Raw genomic sequence first — 16,366 nt, 5'->3', positions numbered from 1 at the left:
GGAGACGCCTTCGGCACCATCGTCTACAATGGCGCCAAGCAGGCAGCGGCCGATCTCGGGCCGAAGGTCGACTACATCTTTTCCGGTTGGGACGTCGAAAAGATGGTGCAGCAATTGCGCGAGGCGGTCGCCGTCAAGCCCCAGGGCATCGCCATGATGGGCCATCCGGGCGACGCGGCGATCATGCCGCTGGCCGAACAGGCGCATAAGGACGGCATCAAGATGATGTACCAGAACGTTCCGGTGCCGACGGTGGTGGCGGCGTTCGGGGGCGGTTATGTCGGCGCGCAGCAGGAACAGCAGGGGCGCGCGCTCGGCGCCGAGGCGTTCAAGCTGGCCGGGCTGAAAACCGGCGACAAGGCGATCATGATCGGCCCGTTCGAGAATGAAAGCCGCGGTGCGCGCGAGCGTGGGACGGTCGCCGCGCTGAAGGAGGCCGGCGTCGATGTCGTTCAGATCAGTTCGCAAACCGAATGGGCAGCCGATCCCAATCTCGCGATCCCGCCGATCACTGCCGCGCTGCTCAACAATCCCGGCGTCAAGGCGGTCGGCTATCCCGGCGGGCAGATGCTCGGCAATGTCGCCACCTACATGCAGGCGGCGGGCAGGAAGCCTGGCGACATCTTCAATTTCGGCTTCGACACCAGCCCGCAGATCGTCGAGGCCTTCAAGGGTGGCTGGGTGCAACTGACGGCCGACCAGCAGCCGTTCATGCAGGGCTACCTGCCGATCCTCAGCCTTTGCCAGCAGGTGGTGCTGGGGCTGGCGCCCATGAATGTCGACACCGGCGCCGGCTTCGTCACACCGCAGAACTACCAGATCGTCTCAGAGCTCGCCAAGCAGGCGCTGCGCTGACCTCCCAAGCCGCCGGCCAGAGATCGAGCCCGGCGCCCGCAGGACCCGGCAGACAGATCGTAAAGCCAAGACTGCCATGCCGAGCGCGTTAAGCTGCTGCCTAAGGCATTAGAACGGCGGAGGGCCGCCCGGTGGGGGCATTGGCGGGCGGCCAACACCGGGAGGCGCGCTGAACCGAGGCGGGCCGGCCAAACCCCTAGGCTGTGGACCATGCGGCCGGAATTGTGATCCGGGGGGCACAACACCCGGGCGCCGCGGGCCAATGCCGCGAGGCTGGTGGCCCGGCAAGGCACGAGGACCGTGCCGATGCGGAATGTCACCTCTCCCCGACAGGCTTCTGCCGTGCGGGCCGACACGCGGCCCTGGCTGAGACATTCCTGGCAGGGAATTTACGCGGTTCCCGCCCGGCATTCTTGGCCCCGCCGCAGGCATCCCCGGAACGCCCGGGTTTCCAGCTTTGAGGTTTTCCAGCCTGGTTCCCCCAACGGTCGGGAACGAGCGGCTAAGCGGGGTCTCTCCTCCATGCGGATTGAGGCCCGCCGCTCTTTCAGTCAGACTGTTGCTGCCGTCCGCCTTCAGGTCCCGCACCAGCGTGTTTTGATCGAGCCTACCCAAATTCGATCGATCAAAAGATATCCTGGAGCTGTCGACCTTGGCCCAATCGACCTGGTTTAAACTTATGTTGCCGCTGAAGTTTCGATCGTTGAAGCAGTAGTTACATTTGATTTCGACATCCCTCCCCCAGGATCCATAGCCACTCCAGGTCTCACCCTCGTACCAATCGATCGCTGCAGCCCAAGCGGCCCCTGTGAAATAAGCGGCGTAGTAAGTTGCCGTGGGGTCATAGTAAGATGAGTAAGAACCGGAGTTGTAACTTACTCCTTCCGATCCGCCGGTGGATGCGTAGAGCTCTTCGGAGCGGTAGACGGGGATATAGATCTTGTCAGCATGGGCCGGGGTGATCGTGACTCTTTCACGCTTCTGGACGATCACGTTTTTGTCGTCGCTCTTGATGATCCCCTTGGCGACCGCCGTTCGACGCAATTTCTGGATGGCCTCAAGCAGGTCCTTTTGCTGATAGGCCACCGCGTCCCCCATCTGTTGAGTCCACTTGAGATCTTCGCTCATCATCCTGATGATCTCGGGATAGTTCAAAAGGGATATGATACTCCCGTCCCAGCTTTTGTCGGGCTTCGCCTCCGGCTGGGTGCCGACCAGGTCAAGATACCTTTGGGCCTGAACGATCTGCAGAGGATGCAGGGACGCCGCTGCAATCGCAGCGACCAGTTCATCGGGATAGAGCGCGATGCGCGCCACTAGCACCTCCATCTGCGGCTCGTTCAGCGGCTCGCGCTGAACGGTGCGCACAGAGGCGCTTTGCTCCTGCGCGTGTGCAAGGAATGGGGTATTTGCCGAAATCACCAGTGCCAGCAACAACGCTCGCAGCAAGCGTGGGCGAGCGTTGTTACCTGCTCGCCCACGCGACCCTAAAAATCCCAGCCAAGCAGGCTGTATACAAAAGAACTTCGTCATGGAATTTCCCTTAACGCTCAGCCCAGGCCAGCCAATCCACGAACAGTGAGCGAGCACACAGGTGCGGCCCTCAACCGGATTGGCAGGTTGATTGCTAGGGCCAAGCCGGAATTAACTTTCGTGATCACCGATCCTTCATGGAACTAGGATTCCGCGACACGGGATTACAGGCCGCGAAGATCGAACCCGGCGTTCTGGAGAGCCGAACGCGCAGGGGCGGTCAGCGATAGAGCTTGTTTAGAAACACGTGCACGCGAACTGACAACGCGCGAGGTGATCTCGTTTGGCGCGTTTGTCGCCTTCGACATCCACGCGTGATGCGCCGCAGCATCGATTTCCTTATCCAAGCACCTGCTAATGGTGCTATCGTCCATGTCGCCCGCACTGCCGGCCTAAAGTCCCCAAACCCCTAAGTCCCCCGCCGGCTGCGAATTGGGGACCGGTCATCTGGTCGATGGCTGGTCCCCTCCTCTCCATGTGCCGTGCCCTTGGCAGGCGGCTGTCGCTTAGCTGTCCTCCGTGGAAAGGCGCGGGCCAGGGGCTGGTGCCGGTAGACGTTGGCCTCATCTTTTTGGCCTGTTGCCAAGGAGTAGCTAACCCTCAAATCCCTGAATGACGTCGAACTATGCGGCCCAACGATCTATCTTGGCGAAGTCGAGCGGGCTCCGGTCGAAACCCGGCAAAGAGCAATGGGCAAAAAGCGTTTGGCGCGTGACAGCTATCCCTGCCCGTTTGCCCAAGCTCCTCGTCAGAAGCTGGAACCGCCGTCCGCCACTGGGGCCGCACCTGTGGAAAGTAACCGCTTGTTCACCATAAGCCGGCAATCTGATTGAAGGCGACCCAATCACGCCTGAACCTCAGTATGCGCCACCGATGTGGCGTACCCGCCCGAGTGCCGACGGTCGACGTTTTCAAGTACCCATTCCCCAACAGTATACGTCGGCCGCCAGTTCGATAGCCAATGTCGTGGCGCTTCGCCGCGATCATCGTTCCTCATGCGAGGGAACCGTTTCCCGCCTCGAGCTCATCGAACAAAACCGCCGGCTCATAGAGGATGAAATCCTTGTGAGCGCACCCGAGCTAACTGCTGCGCCTGGCAAGGCATGGCAAATACGCTCATTAGTTCGTGAGCACGGCAAGATGTCTGCAACCAAGCGATCGACCTTGCCGCAGGCGTGGGAAGGCAGATCGTGGGGTTACGCTGCCAGATTTCACGCGTGTACCTGCCGGAATGAATGAATTGACGTTACTCAGAAATTGATACCGAGCTGCGCGCCCACTACCACCGCGTTTTTGACAGCGTCGGTGCCTCCCGGATGCATGATATATTGAACGTCTGGCTGGACAAACATCGCACCGTTCCTCACGTCGAACCGGTAGGTGGCCTCCAGAACGCTCTCACGGCCTTGACCGCCGATCGGGCCCGGCAATTGCCCGTCGCGTTGAGCCTGGCGCAGGTCGTCACTGAAGCGACCGTATGCAAAGCCTAGGCTAATTGCGTCTCGCGGTCGGCTATCAATGAAGCCGCGCGCCGAAATACCCGCCGTGAAAAAAGCTGATAACGGCTGCTTGTTGGGACTAGGCGCCACCGTAAACGAACCGAACACACCGAGGCCACGATTGCTGCCTGGAGCGCCGAACGGTACAATCACTTGGTCGAAAATGCCGTAAAAGCCCCAGCTTCCCCGAACCGGATCGCCCGACTGGAACTCCGTAAGCCGATTGCCATCATACCAGGCTCCGAGCTTGTAATTTCCTAGGAATTGGCTGTCGCCCGGCTGTCCATTGATCTGATAACCAACCTCGGCCATCGCAAAAGCCGGCCCGTGCATAGAAAAGTCGAGACCGTGGTGCTCGTCGGCGCGCACCTCTTGATCGCCATTGTACACGGCGCCCATGATATAGCTGCGCGGCGTCGGCTTGAACTTGGCCAACGCTCCCCAAGCCCCTGTATAGGCGCTAATTCCTGGTGCATCCAACAGGATGCCGAATGGGTTGCCGCAAAAGGCGTTGGATACCATACCGCAGCTGTAGGCTGAAACCATGAAGTCATCGGTCGCGGCGAAGCGTCCAAGACGAAGCTCGAGGCGGTCGTCGAACAGCTGCTGCTGATAGGAAAGATCGATCAGTCGCCAGGTTTGGAATCCGTATATCTGCTGTGCGCTGAAGACGTTTCCTACATAATCCGCGGACAGGCTTCGACCCCATCGCTCGGAGGTCGACATGAAGAGCGAGCCGCCGCTTATCCCCGCGATGTGGTCGAGGTCAGCCAAGAGGCTAAGCTCGACGCTTGTCGGTGCGGTTACACCCTTGGAACGGCCGCCACTCGGATTGCCCGCTAAGTCGGTAACCATGCCTAAATTTGCTGTGATTCCGGCGTTTTCGAGTGTTTGCCGCAGCCCGCCCCAGTCACCCAACATGTGGTCGGCCGGCAACACGAGTTGGAAGACGCGGCTTGTGGGGTCGATCGAGTTCGTGTCGGTGGCACTGCTGCTGCGAGCAGGGTCCTGAGCCGAAGCTGCCGACGCGGAGAAAATGAGCGCGAGCGCAAGAAGGCAGCCCCTCATACAGCAACCTCCACAATCTTGCGCCGATCATCCCATCGGCGAAGATTCTCGCAGAGATGGAGCGCGATGCGCGCCACCATCACGTTCATCTGCGTTTCGTCCAGCGGCTCACGCTGAACGCCGCGGGGAGAGGCGCTTTGCTCCTGCGCGTGTGCAAGGAATGGGGTATTTGCCGAAATAACCGGTGGCAGCAACAACGCCCGCAGCAAGCGTGGGCGAGCGTTGTTAGCTGCCCGCCCACGCGACCTTAAAAATCCCAGCCAATCAGGCCGTATAGAAAAGAACTTCGTCATGGAATTTCCTTGGTGCTCAGCGCAGGCCGGTCAGTCCACGAACATTGCGCGAGCACCACAGGTGCGGCCCTCAACCGTATTGGCGCATTGATTACTAGGCCAAGCCGAACTCAACTTTCGTGATCACCGGTCCTTCATCAAAGTAGGATCGAGCGACAGGGGATCACAGGCTGCGAAGATCGAACCCGGAGTTCTTGAGAGCCGAACGCGCAGAGGCGGTCAGCAATCGATCTTGCTGCGATCGAATGTCTTGCCGCAAGGTCAACCCGGGGGGAGTCGTACAAGCGTTCCCGCACCCCTTTGGCGGCAAAGGTCGATTCAATTCGAAAATCCGGGTGGCGTCTTTTTCCACGGCACGCCGGCATGGCCTATCTCGTAGCCTTTTTCATAAAGGGCACGCATGTACTTGTTATCGAAAGGGCTTTTTGCTTCGACGGTAAAGTCCGCGGGGATGTCTATGACATTGTAGTCGATGCCGTCCCGCTTTGCGGTGGCGTACAGACGGTAGAGATCACCGATTGCTTGCGTCTTGATCAGCGAAGAAACGGCTTTTCCTGCGATATCAGGCAGTGTTGCCTTAACAATGCTCGGTTCCGGCATAGTCCTGCCGTTGCGAATGATATAAAGTCGCGCCTTCATCTGAGTATGGAAGGTTCGATCGAGTTCGCTCAGTCTCAGCCCTGCGGGCATTAGGAATACCTCATTGCTGGTGCCACCGTCGACATGCATTTCGTGATAGGTCCTGCCTGCCGCCGTCACTTCCAGTTGGACCGGGGGAAAGATGCCGGGGATAGCGGTCGAAGCGAGCATAACTTGCTTGAAGAGCTTCAATCGATCCGGCCGACCGCTCGCTGCGATGGCACCCATGTCCCAGATTACAGCTCGATCGGCATCAAGGTTAGTTGTTCCGATGAAGAGCCGCCGCCCCTTAGCTGACTCCCGGACGATCTGATCGAGCATGGTGTACGTGATATGTTGGTCGAGCATCCTTGCGAGGGGCGCGTTGCTTGTGAACGATGAACTCGACACAAGACCCAGCAGGCTGTGCTTGATATAAATGTCGCTGTCACTGATTTTGGTAAAACTCTGTTTCAATTCGTCATCGTAGGCCGGCCCAAGGAATGCGAACGGCGCGATTAAAGCTCCGGTGCTGATACCGGTGACAATGTCAAATTGCGGCCTGGTTCCGGCCTTGGTCCATCCGGCGAGAATGCCAGCTCCGAAAGCGCCACTGCTGCCACCGCCGGAAAGTGTAAGCGCATTGAGCTCTCGTAATTTTATGGATGCGTCCGTCTTTGCCGCTATTTTACGTTGATCTCGCAGTCGCACGAGTCGATCGGCCGGGAAGCTTGCGTAGGAGTCTCCCCACACGCGAATGTCGCCTGGGTAGCCACTCACCTCGGCTTTCGACACGTATTGTGCAGGCACACCATCGCGAGGGTAAGCTGCTATGCAGCCTGTAAGTTGACTGGTGCACAGGGCAAGTAAGAGGATTTTGAGAAGGTTTTCCCTGAGCCCAGGGGTAGGCATCGTGCCGGGGGTGCGATGCAGCACCATGGATTGCTTGAAGAACCTCATCGCCATGAGCCTTTCATCCTACCGCAACTGGGTCAGTTCGAACCGGCAAGACTCCGCAAAGTTACGCAGGATGTCATTTGCGGCGATCTCCGGCTTGAGTGGTTCTAGAACAGTAGAAGGGGCCCCGTAGGTTTTGACGATGCTTGCCAGCGCAGCCTCAGCCGCCTCGATCGTGGCCGGCCTGGCAAAGAGACGTAGCTTGTTGATGGTGGCGTACATCGGAACCAGCTTGGCCGGGTCGTCCAGGCGTTCCTGGATTACGCCGTCAGCATAGGCCTTCGATGCCTGATCAATGAACTCGGCGAACAGTCGCTCGCGGCGCGACCCTTCCTTGTCGAGCCGCTTCATGTGATCTTGATGGTTTTGGGTGAGCCAAGTCGTGGCGAACGACGCCATAGCGCCAATGGCGGAGCCCGATAGCGCGGATACGGCCGAGATCGTTGCTGGGTCCATCGTCATTGGATTGTTCTTGGGTTTTCCGGTTGGAGAACGACACGACCCTGGGCACACCAAGGCTCTCTTTCCCGGCTGCCAGAAATCGACGTGGGCCGAGGCGCATAGCGAAAACGCTTGAGTTCGGCGTGATCAAACATTTGCGTGGATGAGAATTGTGTAGATCGTCGTCGCACCGATTCCGATCGTGAGAAAGCCGACGGCTGCTTGCAGGCCATGGTTCATACCGGTGAGCAGACGCGCGGACGCCATGAGCGGCACCGCAATGACACTCGACAACGCACCCATCCCGATCATCGAGCCCAGGCCGAACAGCATAATATAGACCACGCCCTGAAGCGGGTCCGCGACCTGGGACACCGTAAGCACCAGCAGTGCTGCCGAGCCGGCCATGCCATGCATCAGTCCGACGGCCAGGGAACGCCAACGAAATCCGTGCTTGGTGGGACGCTCCGTACTCCCATTCGCAGCACCATCGCCGACGTGAAGATGGCGGACATCAAGGCCATGCAAGAGGCGAATGCGGTCGCGCCATAGCTGCCACAGTAAGTTGGATCCAAGGGCGACGAGCATGACGCCAACTGCGGCTTCGAGGTGCCCAGCAAGTACAGCGGGAATGGTCCGACCTAGTATGATCGCGACGCCCGCGAACGAAGAAAGTGTCAACGTATGCCCCAGCCCCCAGGTCAGGCCATGCTGAACGATATCGGTCATTCTGGTTCGACCAGCAGCAATGGTCGACACCGCTGCTATATGGTCGGCCTCCAGGGCGTGACGCATTCCCATGAGAAAGCCCAGTCCCAGTATCGGCATCGAGATCATCAGACACCTTTTTTCAATATCGAGATGCCACCTCGCCTGCCCAGCCCACCTGCAAGTCGAGTTGACGGCCCGCAGCTGCAGCCGCGTAGGCAAGATTTCCCGTGTAGGTAGGAAACGCGAGTGGAACCCGTCCCAAATCATCCACCCGCATCTCGGCAGAGATCGCTATTGCGGCGACTTGAGCAATCTCCACTGCTCTTTCTCCAACAACGTGGCAGCCTAATATCTTCGCGGTCTTGCGATCTACGATAAGCTTGCAGAAGCCAACTTTGCGACCGTCGATAATCGTGCGGATTGTCGAGTCAAAATGTACTATCGAGATCACGACATCATGCGTCTCACGAGCTTTTGCTTCCGTCAGGCCCGCGCTCGCATACTCCGGATCCGTAAATCCGGCGCTCGTATTCACGCCTTCGTCGAGCCGCGTAGTGGGCCCCAGGACAGCGTTCGAGGCCGCTAGGAAACCCTGCTGTATGGCATGCGGAACGAGCATCAATTGGCCGGTCACATCGCCGGCCGCCGAGATATTGGAGGCCGAGGTTCTCAGAAAAGGATCTACCTTCACGAACCCCCGATCATCGCTCATGACGCCCGCTGCAGAGAGGTTCAACTTCGCAGTATCCGCGACCCAACCGGTCGCCATCACAACCAGCGCAGCCTCGGCGCAATCGCGTTCGCCGTCCTTCCGGAAATTCATCCGTACTCCAGTCGATGTTTTCTCGAAGGAGTCGATGTCGCCGAAATTTTCACGCACGATCATACCTGCCTTGCGGAAGGCTGCTGTGATTGCCGAGGCCACATCCGCATCCTCGGTTGAAAGGATGCGAGGTCCTCTCTCGAAGAGATGGACCTGCGAACCGAATGCGCTGAAAATTGAAGCGACCTGCACGGCGGTAGCTCCGCCGCCGACCACGAGCATCGATGGAGGAACTTCGGTCAAAGCCAAGGCACTGCTGTGGGTGCTCGTCAGCTCGAACCCTGGTCTTAGATCTCGCCGACCGACTCCGCCTGTACATATGATGATCTTTTCGGCATGCAGCCGCAACCCGCTTTCCGTTATGACCGTGTGGGGGTCGACGAAACTGGCATTGCCAGCCTCCTCGTAAACGGTGACCCTGGCGGAATCGATCTGCTCCCGCAATGAGGAATGCGTGACGACATCCCCGAGGACTGCCCGCACGCGCTCAAGCAGCCGGGAGTAATCTAACCGCGGTTCTCCAACGGCGATGCCATATTGATCCAACTGTGGGGCCTCGCGGAAGAGCTTCGCGGCATAGGCCAGGGTCCGCACAGGGACTGGACCGTCGTTTGCGGCCATGCCACCGAACCCAGCGCTCGTGACCAAGGTGGTACGCGCACCGAGGTCTGCGGCGCGCAGCGCCGCGACTGCACCCGCTGGACCCGCGCCGATTACGAGAACGTCCGTCACCTCATTGTGCCTTCAGCATGTCAGCCGTTTTGCCGGCACTAATGCTCATGCCATTCCCTGGCGAAAAGCGCCGTGCATTGCGCAGCGCCTTGTCGAGGAGGCGCCGTGAGCGGGGGGTGTCGCGGATCTTCCGATTGGCCACGGCCAGCTCAACGGCGCGCTGCGGCCGGTTTCCGACGCCAAGGAAGAAGGCCGCCGCATGATCAGCGTATGCTTCGGGCCGCCGCGCCAGCAAGATCTCGTACGCTGTAGCAGCCCTTAGCGCTTCGTGCGCAGCTTTACTGTCCCCCATCGCGGCAAGGATCTCGGCGTAGGTCGCGCGATACTCCGGATCGTCAGAGGTCTCGACCAACGGCTGGATGAGCATCATCGCCAGGTCCAATTGTCGCCGCGCAAGCGCCACTTCGGCGCGATGGCCTCTGCCCGGCACGTGCCCCGGCAAAACCGCGTGCAGCTCGGAGAATATCGCCTCCGCGCGGTCCAGTTCCCCTCGCCGCATCGCGCTCACGCCCCATTCGAAGAGCAGCTGGCCGCTCGGCAAAGGCGACACACCTTGGTCGGCTTCGAGCGCACGCGCGTAGGTGATTTCTGCAGGCCTCCATCGATCCATTTCTGCCAAAAGCGACGCCAGGGCCCCGAGTGTGTGAATCCCGGGATCCTCCTCCGCCAGCCTTTGGCGCAGCACAAGCGCGTCGTCGTATGCGCCGGTTGCCTGCAGCAATGCGGCCCTTTCGGCATCGATTTCGGCACGAGGCTGGCCCATCGTAAAGGCCTGGTCGAGACATGCGCGTGCTTCCTCGAACCGATGGAAACGCCCCGCAACTTGCGCCTGAATATAGAACGCGATTGCATGGTTGGGCGACGACGAAACCGCCTCGCCAACGGCGAGTTCCGCCCGTTCGTGGTCCACTATACGACCGAGCACGTCACCGCGAGCGAACAGCAACTTCGACAGTGCCACCAAGCTGTCGAAATCTGCCCCTTCGTCACAACGACGTTCGAGGCTTTGGATCGATGCCGAGAGGTTGGCGAGCGCGATGGTACCGCTGGTGTAACGACCAGGCTCGATCATGACGCTTTTCTCAAACCAGTCAGCAGTGCGGGATATCCACGGGTCAAGGAGCCACCGTCGATCGCGATCGTGTCCCCGTTGATCGACCGGGCATGTTCCGACGCGAGAAACACTGCAGCTGCAGCAATCTCTTGCGCGGCCACCGGCCGCTTCATCGGGATGATACCGAGAAAGAGGTCGCGCATTTCGGGATCTGCTAATTCCTTCCGGGTCAAGGGAGTTTCGACCAGGCCGGGTGCGATGCCGACAACGCGGATGCCCCGACCGCCAAGTTCCAGCGCACCGCAGCGGGTGATCATATCGACGCCGGCCTTTGCAGCGCAGTAGGCCACCTGCCCCTCGCCAGGCTGCCGACCGTTCACCGATGAGATATTGATGATGACACCCGGACGGCCCTGTTCGAGCATTTGACGGGCGGCGTGCTTCACCCCATAAAAGACGCCGCCGAGAGTCACGGCCTGCACAGATTTCCACTTGTCACCGGCGAGCTCGGTAAGCGGTGCAATCGCACCAAAGCCGGCACAATTGACCACGATATCCACCGACGCGAATGCCTCGCGAGCCGCGCGCATCGCGCCTTCGACCTGGCTCTCGTCCGACACATCGGTGACCCGGCTGATCGCTCGAGTGCCGAGCTCGGCGGCGGCGGCCTCAAGTGTTTGCGCGTTCAGATCGCAGAGCAGCACGCTAGCGCCCTCTTCGATGAATGCGGCCGCGATCGCTTTGCCTATGCCCGATGCAGCGCCGGTTACGACGGCGCCTTTACCCTTCAGCAAATCCATTTTCAGTTCTCCTTTGATGGCAGTGGAGCGCGCTCTCCACATGCGCGGTTAGCGGGAATCGTCTTTGCTGCTGTTGAGCGCTGCCCAATTGGTTGGGAACATTCAGAGGATCGTCGCCATCTGGTCGAACGAGAACCGCGGGCTGCGCGGGAACAGCTTGGCGTCATTACCGTAGCCGATGTTGACAATGACGTTGGCCTTGATCTTGCCGTCCGGGAAGAACTCCTGCTCGACCCTGGCCGGATCAAAGCCAGTCATCGGCCCCGCGTCCAATCCGACAGCCCGCAACGCGAGAATGAAGTAGGCGACCTGAAGAGTGCCATTCTGCGCGGCGCTACGGGCTGCGAAATCGGGATCGCCTGCGAACCAGCTCTTGGCATCGACGTGCGGGAAAAGGAACGGCAAGTGATTATAAAACTCGACATCGTGGCCCATGATCGCGACGACCGGTGCAGCCATTGTCTTTTCTACATTGCCGGCCATAAGCGCCGGACGCAGCCGCTCCTTGGCTTGCGTCGAACGCAGAAAGAGCGCGCGCAACGGCTGCTGGTTAGCCGCGGTAGGCCCCATCTTGGCGAGGTCGAGCGCTTCGCGCAGAAGCTCTTCTGGAACCGATATCTCGTGGAACGCGGTGTGGGTCCGCGCTACCGTGAAGAGCTGGGCTAGGGCGGCGGCGTCAAGCCGTTTGCCACGGGGTAGACTTTTGGGATCGACGAGGACCGTCATGAAAGCGCTCTCTTGCTTTTAGAGGATTGCATGTTCAACTCCGTAAGAAGGCCGGCAGAGGGATGTCGGCCCGCTTGTTAGGCTCGCGCACATAAGGGAATGAAACGCTGGCAGGCCTGGTGGGAGCGTCGACGCCGTCGCCGAAGCGCTCGCCTTGCCCCCCATTCACCATTAGCGTCAGCAGCTCATCGAGAATGTCGTCGTCTAGCCATCGCCCGCCGGCCGTCATATGGGAGCCGTTGGCGAGCAGAGCGCGCTCGATCTCGAGGAAACTGCCTGGTGTAAAGGGGCGTGAGAGATCCAGCACCAGGAAGTCATCTATGAGCAGATCGCGCAACGGGTGGCGCCCGTCCGATCCTGACGGCCATGCAGCCTTGCCATCAAGACCGTCCCAGAAGGCCAAGTTTGTGTCGAGACGCGTTTCGTAGAGAGGTCGATACACGTTTGAGAGCGAGAAAGCGTCTTCGTGATTGTAGAGATCGCGAAGCTCCACGCCCTTCGTTCGCGGATCGCGAGCCGAGTTCGCCATTATGACGTTCTTGATCTCCGGGCGCCCGACGCGTTCGATGCGGATAGGATTGCCGCGGCGCGTCACGACAGTTTCCGAGATGGCCGCGATCAGTGATGCCCCACCGAATTGTTGGATGATTGGAGCGGACGGGATCTCGACGACAATCGACAAGACATCGCGATGCTCGACGGTGTTTACCGCCGTGTCGAGCGATAATTTGCCCGACATATCGGTCCGGAGCGCGGCCTCCACATCCATGAAGAAGGGGTCACTCGCCAGTCCCGCGAAGACGCGCATGCCATCCTGTTCCAGCGGCTCGCCAACGACAAAGCTGGCTTCCCGCCCATCGGATGTAACAATGCTTCCTTTCTGGACCGCGGTTCCTTCCGGCACATCGCCAAAGCGAACATCGATCGTATGTTCCGTCGCGCCCGCGGCGATACCCCGCTCGGAGCGGGTGAGTGGCCGCAGTCGAAACCGGTGAGTGACAACGTCGCTGAAAAAGGATTGCGCCGTCGCCAGCGGAAAAACGTTCATAATCAGGACGAGGTTGCCGGGCCGCCCGGGACTCGGGAACGCATAAAAGTCGGTGATGTCCACCGCAGGATCGCCCATCACCGCTGGCCCACTGAAATGGTCTGACATTGCGCTTAACTCCGTTGTATTACTTCAGAATTTTTATTCAGCGAGTAGACGGATGCCGTCCGCCAGGACCTGCACTGCCAGCGCCACGAGGAGCACGTTCATGACACATCCGAGAATATCGAGGGCGGGCTTGCTGAACGGGATTTTTGCGATCCGCCCGGCGGCCAGCATGGCCGCCAGGTCCAGCACAAGCACGAAGCCCGCGGTCGCCAGGATCCAGAAACCGCCGGAGCCGAGAGGGTGCAGCGTGAACAGCAGGACCAGCAGCCCAACACCATACGGCGTGATGATGATGGGGAAGGCGATAGGGGCGAAGGCCAGTCGGGACTCAGAGGTAGTCGATGCGGAAATTTGCGCTGACGCTTGTGGTTGGGGCTCCAGTAGATCGTAACCTGCCAGAACTGGTCGCAACGCGATCAAAAACAAGATGATCCCGGCCGCGAGAAGTAACGCTGCCCCTGAAACGCCCCATGCCTGAAGCGTGGCCGCACCCACCGTGGCGGCGAGAAGGACAGCGATGGTCGCGATCAGAAAGGCTTTGAGGGCGATCCGACGCCTAGTGGCGACGCCATGGCCGTCCGTGATCGCAGTGAAGGGGCTTATGACGTTGAGCGGCCCAAGCGTAACGAACAAGAAGGTAAACACTTCGCTGACTGTCGTGAGATGTTCGCCAAGCACGGACGATTGGGCGGGAACGGCTTGCGCGAAAGCAGCTGGCGCCCCGGTCATGAGGCAAACGCCCGCAACTGCTATTCCCAGCATGACGGTCAGGCCGCTATAGAGCCTCGGCTTGGAGTTTCCCTTGCACTTCCCGATAGCCATCGTTTGCTTCCTTCACCCAGCAGAGATCAGAACTTCTGCTCGATGAGCCCTTCGAGCGCTTTCAGTCCGGGAACGAACAGGTATTCACCTCCCTTTACTGTCACGAATGTCGGAAGATCGAACAGGAAGGGCTGCTTGGCGCCGGGCACCATCATCTGCGAGCCTTCGCCGCCGACGCCGTTGATCGGGTCCTGCTCATTTGGATCCAGGCCGATGAACTCGCCCCCTTTCATCCATTCCTGCTGGATGAACTCGAACTGCCGTTCGATGTCAGCCTGAATGAATAGATTGACGAGGCCCCGGTCGACGCCGTCATCCTCGAGCGCTCCGTCTGCCAGGTGCGGCCCGTATTCGACTCCGCGCCGGATCAGCCGGTGCCGCCGGACAGCAGTCGCGCGCTTCAACGGCGTCGCGCGCGGATTTGAGCGCCTCAAATGCGCGCCGAGCGGGCATCGCACGCCGTCGTCGTCCCCCTCGTAGCTGAAGTTATTGCGGCGCATAGGGTCGGACGCGATCGCAGGATCGTCCTTGTCCGGCGAAAGGTCTATAGGGCAGCCGCTGCGCCACCGGCCCATCATTTTTGCGGCTACCAGTTCCTGATGGCCCGGATCGTCGGACCCATAGAGTGCCTTGGCTGCGGTATGCAGATATTTGCGAAAAGCAGCGACGTCCTGATAGAGTTTGCGGAAGACCATGTAGGTCCCATTGGCACGCAATTCGAACGGCTCCGGCGCCGCGATGCCGCTAGGCCCGGCCTCATCCTCGTAACCCAGCAGGAACTCGCCCGGCTTCAACGACCGCCACTTTCCATCGGCTTCCTGCACACCGTCGCCGGGGTAGTTCGGTGTATCCGCACCTTCGATCGGGGGCTGGGAAATTGGGTCGGCAAAGCCGAAATGCTCACCCTCTGACCCGATCCCGTTTGCATGAGCGAGTGCCATCGTATCCTGTACAAAGCGGATTTCGATGCCGCCTATCGCTTCCATCTCGGCGGTAAGAACCTGCGTGGCAATGTCGCGACTGTCGGCGGAATGGGTCCGAATCCAGGCCATGGCGTGAATGTCGGCCCCGCCCAGGCCGCCTTCCCAGTGCTCCGGCGCATGGGGGCCGACGTCGCCTACGACAGCGGCCCGTCCAGCTGCACCGATTCGGAAAGCGTCTGGAAAACTGTCAAGCGACCGCCGGGACAGGCCCAGCGCCTTCAGCCCTTCGAAGGTGAACCCGACGTTCACTGTGAAGCGAGTTCCGCGTTCACCCGATAAAGCATTGACGCGCGCCATAAGGACACGCAGCCATTCACGCGCCTTCCCGCCATCCTTGAACTTGAGAAAGATGTGCCGCCCATATCGCATCAGGACGGGTGCGACGACATTGTCCTGAATGTCGCCAAGATTTGCTGTGAGGTCGGCGGCCCCCAGAGCCCGGGAAGCAACTGCAATGCTCATTGACTTGTTGTCCTTTGAGGTGATCCAGCGGCGCTGCCGGCGTGGATCGACCTTGAGTCAACCAACGCCGGCGAAATGATGCCGCCCTACGCGGCCTTCTTCACGCCCAGTCGCTCGGGGACGTCGGTGTATTGCGGCTGGTGGGCAACGTCCGTGTCTATGGCCGCGGCGCTACGCACGTGCTCGTACGGCTTCGCGAGCTCGCTGAGGAAGGTGTCGACCAAGTCCTCGATCTTGCCGGCGCCTTTGGCAACTGCACGCTGGAAGTTCTGGGTCTTCGTGTACCAGTCGGCCTGCTTTTCGATCTGACTGTTGCTCAGGCTCGGGAACGCATCGTAACAAGCCAAGGTCTTGATCTGACCGCGCGCGATATACTGGACGATGTCGCGAGCCGTTGCGTCAGGCCCCGTTGGACAGCCGATGCACTGGCCCCAGATCGCTGCCAGGTTCTCGCGCCCGTTGAGCACGAAATCGTCGAAATACTTATTCAGGCTGCTATCGAATTGTGAGACGAAGTAGAGTGTGGGGCCGAATTCTGTGCTCGTGCCGACAAACCAGCGTGCAGCGCGAATTAGCCCGAGTAGGGTAGTTGCTTTGGCGAAGTTCAACTCCGGCGGATTCCAGAACTCATGGAATGCGAGCGTGTTCGTAAACTTCACAAGGTCGGCATCCGGCTTGAGTGGCCACATGCCCGTAAACTCGTGCACTTCGCGGTCGCCGTCCTTCATGAGGAGGCCGGGGTGACGCAAGTCCCACGAGGCGGCGCTTGAACTTGATCCGGACTGGAATTCTGAATTGGCGGGCTTGTTGTTCATTGGGAACCTCGGTTGAAG

15 protein-coding genes are annotated in these 16,366 nt (G+C 60.0%); 1 reads left to right on the top strand and 14 read right to left on the bottom strand.

Annotation, left to right across the window (positions count from 1 at the left end):
• The coding region (locus EOA29_RS01800; RefSeq protein WP_127220105.1) for a substrate-binding domain-containing protein at positions 1-855 on the top strand (855 nt) is incomplete at its 5' end.
• A 108-nt stretch (positions 856-963) separates the two neighbouring features.
• Here the strand turns inward: EOA29_RS01800 and EOA29_RS01795 are convergent.
• From EOA29_RS01795 to EOA29_RS01730, 14 genes are all read right to left on the bottom strand, one after another.
• The gene (locus tag EOA29_RS01795) at positions 964-2,388 is read right to left on the bottom strand and encodes a DUF3300 domain-containing protein (RefSeq protein ID WP_127220104.1); all 1,425 of its coding nucleotides are present in this window, start codon (positions 2,386-2,388) and stop codon (positions 964-966) included.
• A gap of 1,250 nt (positions 2,389-3,638) precedes the next feature.
• A complete protein-coding gene (locus EOA29_RS01790; protein ID WP_127220103.1) occupies positions 3,639-4,955 on the bottom strand; it encodes a carbohydrate porin in 1,317 nt (438 codons plus the stop codon).
• Positions 4,952-5,248, bottom strand: a complete 297-nt coding sequence (locus EOA29_RS01785; protein WP_127220102.1) for a hypothetical protein — start codon at positions 5,246-5,248, stop codon at positions 4,952-4,954. Before EOA29_RS01785 ends, EOA29_RS01790 begins: the two co-directional genes overlap by 4 nt.
• Positions 5,249-5,566: 318 nt before the next feature.
• The gene (locus EOA29_RS01780) at positions 5,567-6,832 is read right to left on the bottom strand and encodes a patatin-like phospholipase family protein (protein ID WP_127220101.1); all 1,266 of its coding nucleotides are present in this window, start codon (positions 6,830-6,832) and stop codon (positions 5,567-5,569) included.
• 12 nt (positions 6,833-6,844) lie between these two features.
• Positions 6,845-7,285 carry a hypothetical protein gene (locus tag EOA29_RS01775; protein WP_189478787.1) on the bottom strand — a complete coding sequence of 147 codons (441 nt, stop codon included), beginning with the start codon at positions 7,283-7,285 and terminating at the stop codon, positions 6,845-6,847.
• A 126-nt stretch (positions 7,286-7,411) separates the two neighbouring features.
• Positions 7,412-8,101, bottom strand: coding sequence for an urease accessory protein (locus EOA29_RS01770; protein WP_245468347.1), 690 nt, complete (start codon positions 8,099-8,101; stop codon positions 7,412-7,414).
• Positions 8,102-8,114: 13 nt separating this feature from the next.
• Positions 8,115-9,530 (bottom strand): NAD(P)/FAD-dependent oxidoreductase, encoded by a 1,416-nt coding sequence (locus tag EOA29_RS01765; protein ID WP_127220100.1) that lies wholly within the window; start codon positions 9,528-9,530, stop codon positions 8,115-8,117.
• Position 9,531: 1 nt separating this feature from the next.
• Positions 9,532-10,602, bottom strand: coding sequence for a hypothetical protein (locus EOA29_RS01760; protein WP_189478786.1), 1,071 nt, complete (start codon positions 10,600-10,602; stop codon positions 9,532-9,534).
• On the bottom strand, positions 10,599-11,384 hold the full coding sequence (locus EOA29_RS01755) for an SDR family NAD(P)-dependent oxidoreductase (protein WP_127220099.1): 786 nt from the start codon (positions 11,382-11,384) through the stop codon (positions 10,599-10,601). Before EOA29_RS01755 ends, EOA29_RS01760 begins: the two co-directional genes overlap by 4 nt.
• 102 nt (positions 11,385-11,486) lie before the next feature.
• Positions 11,487-12,110 carry a malonic semialdehyde reductase gene (locus tag EOA29_RS01750; protein WP_127220098.1) on the bottom strand — a complete coding sequence of 208 codons (624 nt, stop codon included), beginning with the start codon at positions 12,108-12,110 and terminating at the stop codon, positions 11,487-11,489.
• Positions 12,111-12,144: 34 nt separating this feature from the next.
• Positions 12,145-13,266: a DUF4331 family protein gene (locus tag EOA29_RS01745; RefSeq protein WP_127220097.1), complete on the bottom strand. Its 1,122-nt coding sequence runs from the start codon at positions 13,264-13,266 to the stop codon at positions 12,145-12,147.
• A gap of 33 nt (positions 13,267-13,299) precedes the next feature.
• Positions 13,300-14,088: a MarC family protein gene (locus tag EOA29_RS01740; RefSeq protein ID WP_127220096.1), complete on the bottom strand. Its 789-nt coding sequence runs from the start codon at positions 14,086-14,088 to the stop codon at positions 13,300-13,302.
• Positions 14,089-14,114: 26 nt separating this feature from the next.
• Entirely contained in the window at positions 14,115-15,533 is a 1,419-nt protein-coding gene (locus EOA29_RS01735) for a Dyp-type peroxidase (RefSeq protein ID WP_127220095.1), read from the bottom strand.
• Between the two features lie 86 nt (positions 15,534-15,619).
• Entirely contained in the window at positions 15,620-16,348 is a 729-nt protein-coding gene (locus EOA29_RS01730) for a hypothetical protein (protein WP_127220094.1), read from the bottom strand.
• Between the last annotated feature and the right edge of the window lie 18 nt (positions 16,349-16,366).

The organism is Mesorhizobium sp. M1E.F.Ca.ET.063.01.1.1 (assembly GCF_003998155.1).
GTDB lineage: Bacteria > Pseudomonadota > Alphaproteobacteria > Rhizobiales > Rhizobiaceae > Mesorhizobium.
This window is presented reverse-complemented; position numbering and strand designations above follow the sequence as displayed.

What these genes read in the sequence shown, in the direction of transcription:
- EOA29_RS01785 (WP_127220102.1), bottom strand. Translation starts at nt 5,248, where the DNA reads ATGACGAAGTTCTTTTCTATACGGCCTGATTGGCTGGGATTTTTAAGG.
- EOA29_RS01740 (WP_127220096.1), bottom strand. Translation starts at nt 14,088, where the DNA reads ATGGCTATCGGGAAGTGCAAGGGAAACTCCAAGCCGAGGCTCTATAGC.
- EOA29_RS01775 (WP_189478787.1), bottom strand. Translation starts at nt 7,285, where the DNA reads ATGACGATGGACCCAGCAACGATCTCGGCCGTATCCGCGCTATCGGGC.
- EOA29_RS01750 (WP_127220098.1), bottom strand. Translation starts at nt 12,110, where the DNA reads ATGACGGTCCTCGTCGATCCCAAAAGTCTACCCCGTGGCAAACGGCTT.
- EOA29_RS01760 (WP_189478786.1), bottom strand. Translation starts at nt 10,602, where the DNA reads ATGATCGAGCCTGGTCGTTACACCAGCGGTACCATCGCGCTCGCCAAC.
- EOA29_RS01730 (WP_127220094.1), bottom strand. Translation starts at nt 16,348, where the DNA reads ATGAACAACAAGCCCGCCAATTCAGAATTCCAGTCCGGATCAAGTTCA.
- EOA29_RS01770 (WP_245468347.1), bottom strand. Translation starts at nt 8,101, where the DNA reads ATGATCTCGATGCCGATACTGGGACTGGGCTTTCTCATGGGAATGCGT.
- EOA29_RS01780 (WP_127220101.1), bottom strand. Translation starts at nt 6,832, where the DNA reads ATGGCGATGAGGTTCTTCAAGCAATCCATGGTGCTGCATCGCACCCCC.
- EOA29_RS01745 (WP_127220097.1), bottom strand. Translation starts at nt 13,266, where the DNA reads ATGTCAGACCATTTCAGTGGGCCAGCGGTGATGGGCGATCCTGCGGTG.
- EOA29_RS01795 (WP_127220104.1), bottom strand. Translation starts at nt 2,388, where the DNA reads ATGACGAAGTTCTTTTGTATACAGCCTGCTTGGCTGGGATTTTTAGGG.
- EOA29_RS01790 (WP_127220103.1), bottom strand. Translation starts at nt 4,955, where the DNA reads ATGAGGGGCTGCCTTCTTGCGCTCGCGCTCATTTTCTCCGCGTCGGCA.
- EOA29_RS01735 (WP_127220095.1), bottom strand. Translation starts at nt 15,533, where the DNA reads ATGAGCATTGCAGTTGCTTCCCGGGCTCTGGGGGCCGCCGACCTCACA.
- EOA29_RS01755 (WP_127220099.1), bottom strand. Translation starts at nt 11,384, where the DNA reads ATGGATTTGCTGAAGGGTAAAGGCGCCGTCGTAACCGGCGCTGCATCG.